Below are 3,635 nucleotides of genomic sequence, written 5' to 3' on the forward strand. Positions count from 1 at the left end.
AACGAAGGCGTGCTGACCCGCCGCATGAGTGCGATCGAAACCCTTGGCCAGACTTCAGTGCTGTGCGTCGACAAGACGGGCACGCTGACACAAAACCGCATGTCGGTGCGCATGCTTTTCGCGCGCGGAAAGCGGCAGCTCATCGATCAGGCGACGCAGCAGATTGACGAGGCGTGTCACGAGCTCATCGAATATCTGGTGCTCGCCAGCGAAATCGAGCCGGTCGATCCAATGGAGCGCGCGTTTCACGAAACAGGGCGGGTTGGACTCGCCGGCACTGGGCGGCTCCACAAGGACTGGTCGCTGGTTCATGAGTATGCGCTGACACCGGAGTTGCCGGCCATGTCCCACGCATGGCACGCGCCAGAACTCGACCATCATGCAGTAGCCTGCAAGGGCGCGCCGGAGGCGGTCTGTGCTTTGTGCCACCTGGGTGAGCGGGAAACGCAGACTGTCCTTGATGAGGCCGCGCAGATGGCGTCGGGCGGGTTGCGGGTGCTGGGGTGGCCAAGGCACGGCACTCACATCCCGAGTGGCCGGAAAAGCAGCATGACTTCGAGTTCTCGTTCGTAGGGCTGGTCGGTCTGTTGGACCCGGTCCGCCCGGAGGTCGCGGGCGCTATCGCAGAATGCCAGGCAGCCGGCATCCGCGTGGTGATGATCACCGGCGACTATCCGTCGACGGCGCGGGCTATTGCGACCGAAGTCGGCATCGACGGCGCGCGGATCGTGACCGGCCAGGAAGTGGCAGCGATGGACAACGCACAGCTTCGCGATGCCATAAAGAACGTTGACGCATTCGCCCGCGTCAAACCGGAGCAGAAGCTACGGCTCGTCAACGCGTTCCGGGAGAGTGACCAGGTGGTCGCGATGACTGGCGACGGTGTGAACGACGCGCCCGCGCTTAAGGCGGCGCACATCGGCATTGCGATGGGGCTGCGCGGCGCCGAAGTTGCGCGCGAGGTCGCCTCGCTGGTCCTGCTACGTGACGACTTCGCGCCGATTGTGTCAGCGATCCGGCTGGGAAGGCGCATCTACGCCAATCTCGTGCAGGCGATCAGCTACACGGTTGCCGTTCACATTCCGATGATTGCCGCCACCATGATTCCGGTTCTCGTCGGTTGGCCGCCGATGTTGGCGCCGGTTCACATCGTCTTTCTGCAACTGGTGATCGATCCAGTCTGCTCGGTCGTGTTCGAGAACGAGCCTGAACGCGCGAACCTGATGCGTTTGCCACCGCGCCGTGCCGGCGCGCGCCTGCTGTCGAACCGCGCGTTGGGCCAAGGGGCGGTGGCAGGCGCGCTGGCCGCCATGCTGGTGCTCGGTCTCTATGCTGGCCTGCTGACTCACGGCTACGACCTTGCCTTCGCTCGCACATTGTCATTCGTGGCGCTCGTGGCGTGCAATGTGGCGTTGATCTTTGTGATCCGACTATTTCCACAGTCGGGAGCCCGTGCCCGCGCACGTGAGCAGAATCGCTACCTCTGGGTTGTTCCAGGTGTCACCGGCGCGGCGCTTCTGCTTCTCATGACCGTTCCTGCCCTGGCGCGACTGTTTGGACTGGTTGCGTTGCTGGGCGCCTGACGGTGCAGATGGAAGGAAAACCTGGAGAATGTTCCTGTGATCACGATGGCGGTACTCTTCGCAGCCATTTTGCTGCTCAACATCGTTCCGGCCTTCGCGCCTCCCACCTGGATGGCAATGTCGTGGATAGGATTCAACCAGCCAGACCAGAACCCCTTCCTGCTCGCCGTGATTGCTGCCTGTGCCGCCACAATGGGGCGTCTGATTCTCGCGCGATGCTCCGGATGGCTCGTACGTGGCCATCTGATGCGCGACGCGGACCGGCAAAACATCGATGTCGTGAAGGCGTGGCTCGAAAAGAGGAAGGCGGTGACTGCCGGTGTGCTGCTGCTGTATGCGTTCAGTCCATTTCCATCAAACTATCTGTTCATCGCGTACGGGCTAACCAGGCTGAGGCTATGGCTCATCGGTGTGCCGTTCTTTTTCGGACGCCTCGCGAGCTATGCGGTCTGGACACATTTTGCGCAGGTCGCGCACTCGTACCTGGACCCGGAATTGGATCTCGAGGGAGGGTACCTGGGGGCCTACTTCGTCGTCACCCAACTGGCATTGCTGTGCCTCGTCTTCGTCCTGATGCGAATCGACTGGAGCGTTGCACTTAACGAGCACAGGCTCCGCTTCAGGCGCCCCAGGCCGGGCGAGAATGCCCGTACCTGACTAACGCAACCGCGCGGACGCTTGCATCACGCAGGTGAACCCATAGAATCGAGGAAGAGCGGATCAGTTCCTGCGTGCGTCAAGGTAAAGATGAAGAATTCAGCCGGGGGCGAACCATCAACAGCGGGGTTTGAGTGATGCGAGCTGTTCGGCCTGCGACGCTTCCGAGAAACCAGCGGGAGAGGCCGCGCCGGCCGTGTGTACCGACGACTACGAGATCCGCATGCCATCGCTGAGCCTCACGAACAATCGTGTGGGATATGTCATCGCTCGGAGGGTCTGTTTTGACTAGCCCCAATTCGACGGGGTTGATCTGATTGGCAAAAATCCCCGCTACCGCGGCGAGCACCTTATTTCCCTCTTCGATGAACGTATCCTCGAGAAATCGAACAGCGCGATCGACGACGTAGACGGCTCGTGTGGACGAATCGGGTCTTGCCAGATGCAGGCCAGAGTGCAGGGCATTGAATGAAGCCTCGCTGCCGTCAAGCGCGAACAGGATCCGCCGCGGATAGGCATGTATCGCGGCCACATAGCTGGCGGGTACGATGAGAATTGAACACGGAGTCTGGCTTGTGACGAATTCGGATACCGTTCCTTCGACCCAGCGCAACATGCCGTGATGTTGAGGTGCACCGACTACGAGCAGGTCCGCGTGCCACGCACTTGCAGCATCGATCAACGCATTTCCCGCATAGCCACCTAGCCTCGAAAGTTCAAGCACGCGGGCGTCGACGTCGATGTTCGCATCAGCAAAAACCTCCTTTGCCAGCTTAACCGCCTCGCTGGCATCCCGTAAGAGCTCCTCCCGTATGGCCTCGAACACAGCATCCGCCAACGATCCAAGCGGCACGAGCGCACGCGAGTTCTCGGCGACACTCACGATACGCACCTCCACGCCAGGTCTCACGAGCCCGCATACGTACTTAGCCACGCGTGCGGACATAGGCGAGGAGTCGACACTGACTAGAATCCGCTCGAATCCTGATTTAACGATACTACCGGCACTCGATGCAGTCATGATTCGTTCTCCGTACAACGCGCGAACTCACACGCATTAGTGGTGTTTGGCAGTTAGACTGGCGTACGCTACTGTAAGAACACAAAATCAGGATGCTCAAGCGTGCGCCGCCGTCTAGGACTGGTTCCATAACGATCTGATTTCTACTGTCGAGGTCTCTGTCTCTTCATGGTTCTCCGCCCGATCGGCTGCTGCCCGAACGAGCAGCAGCGGCGTTGCAGTGATACGCGCGACGCGGTTTGACACGCTGCCGAGCACCCAGCCTGCAACGCCACGGCGTCCGTGCGTGCCCATGACGAGCAAGTCTGCCGGCCAGCGAATAGCCTCGCGAACTATCGCGTGTGCGATGTCGTCGCCGGTCCGCTTCGTACGCA

2 protein-coding genes and 2 pseudogenes are annotated in these 3,635 nt (G+C 60.9%); 2 read left to right on the plus strand and 2 right to left on the minus strand.

From position 1 onward, the window contains the following. Together P0D80_RS49035 and P0D80_RS49040 are read left to right on the plus strand one after the other, a co-directional pair. A pseudogene (locus P0D80_RS49035) lies at window positions 1-1,583 on the plus strand (cation-translocating P-type ATPase); the annotation flags it as partial. Between the two features lie 36 nt (window positions 1,584-1,619). Further along, window positions 1,620-2,240: a hypothetical protein gene (locus P0D80_RS49040; RefSeq protein WP_408295686.1), complete on the plus strand. Its 621-nt coding sequence runs from the start codon at window positions 1,620-1,622 to the stop codon at window positions 2,238-2,240. A gap of 79 nt (window positions 2,241-2,319) precedes the next feature. Here the strand turns inward: P0D80_RS49040 and P0D80_RS49045 are convergent, their stop codons facing one another. Together P0D80_RS49045 and P0D80_RS49050 are read right to left on the minus strand one after the other, a co-directional pair. Beyond that, window positions 2,320-3,261, minus strand: coding sequence for a universal stress protein (locus P0D80_RS49045; protein ID WP_408295689.1), 942 nt, complete (start codon window positions 3,259-3,261; stop codon window positions 2,320-2,322). A gap of 198 nt (window positions 3,262-3,459) precedes the next feature. After that, a pseudogene (locus P0D80_RS49050) lies at window positions 3,460-3,635 on the minus strand (universal stress protein); the annotation flags it as partial.

Source organism: Paraburkholderia sp. RL17-373-BIF-A (assembly GCF_046030175.1).
Taxonomy (GTDB): domain Bacteria; phylum Pseudomonadota; class Gammaproteobacteria; order Burkholderiales; family Burkholderiaceae; genus Paraburkholderia.

Coding starts and splice junctions, on each gene's coding strand:
- P0D80_RS49045 (WP_408295689.1), bottom strand. CDS start 3,261: ATGACTGCATCGAGTGCCGGTAGTATCGTTAAATCAGGATTCGAGCGG.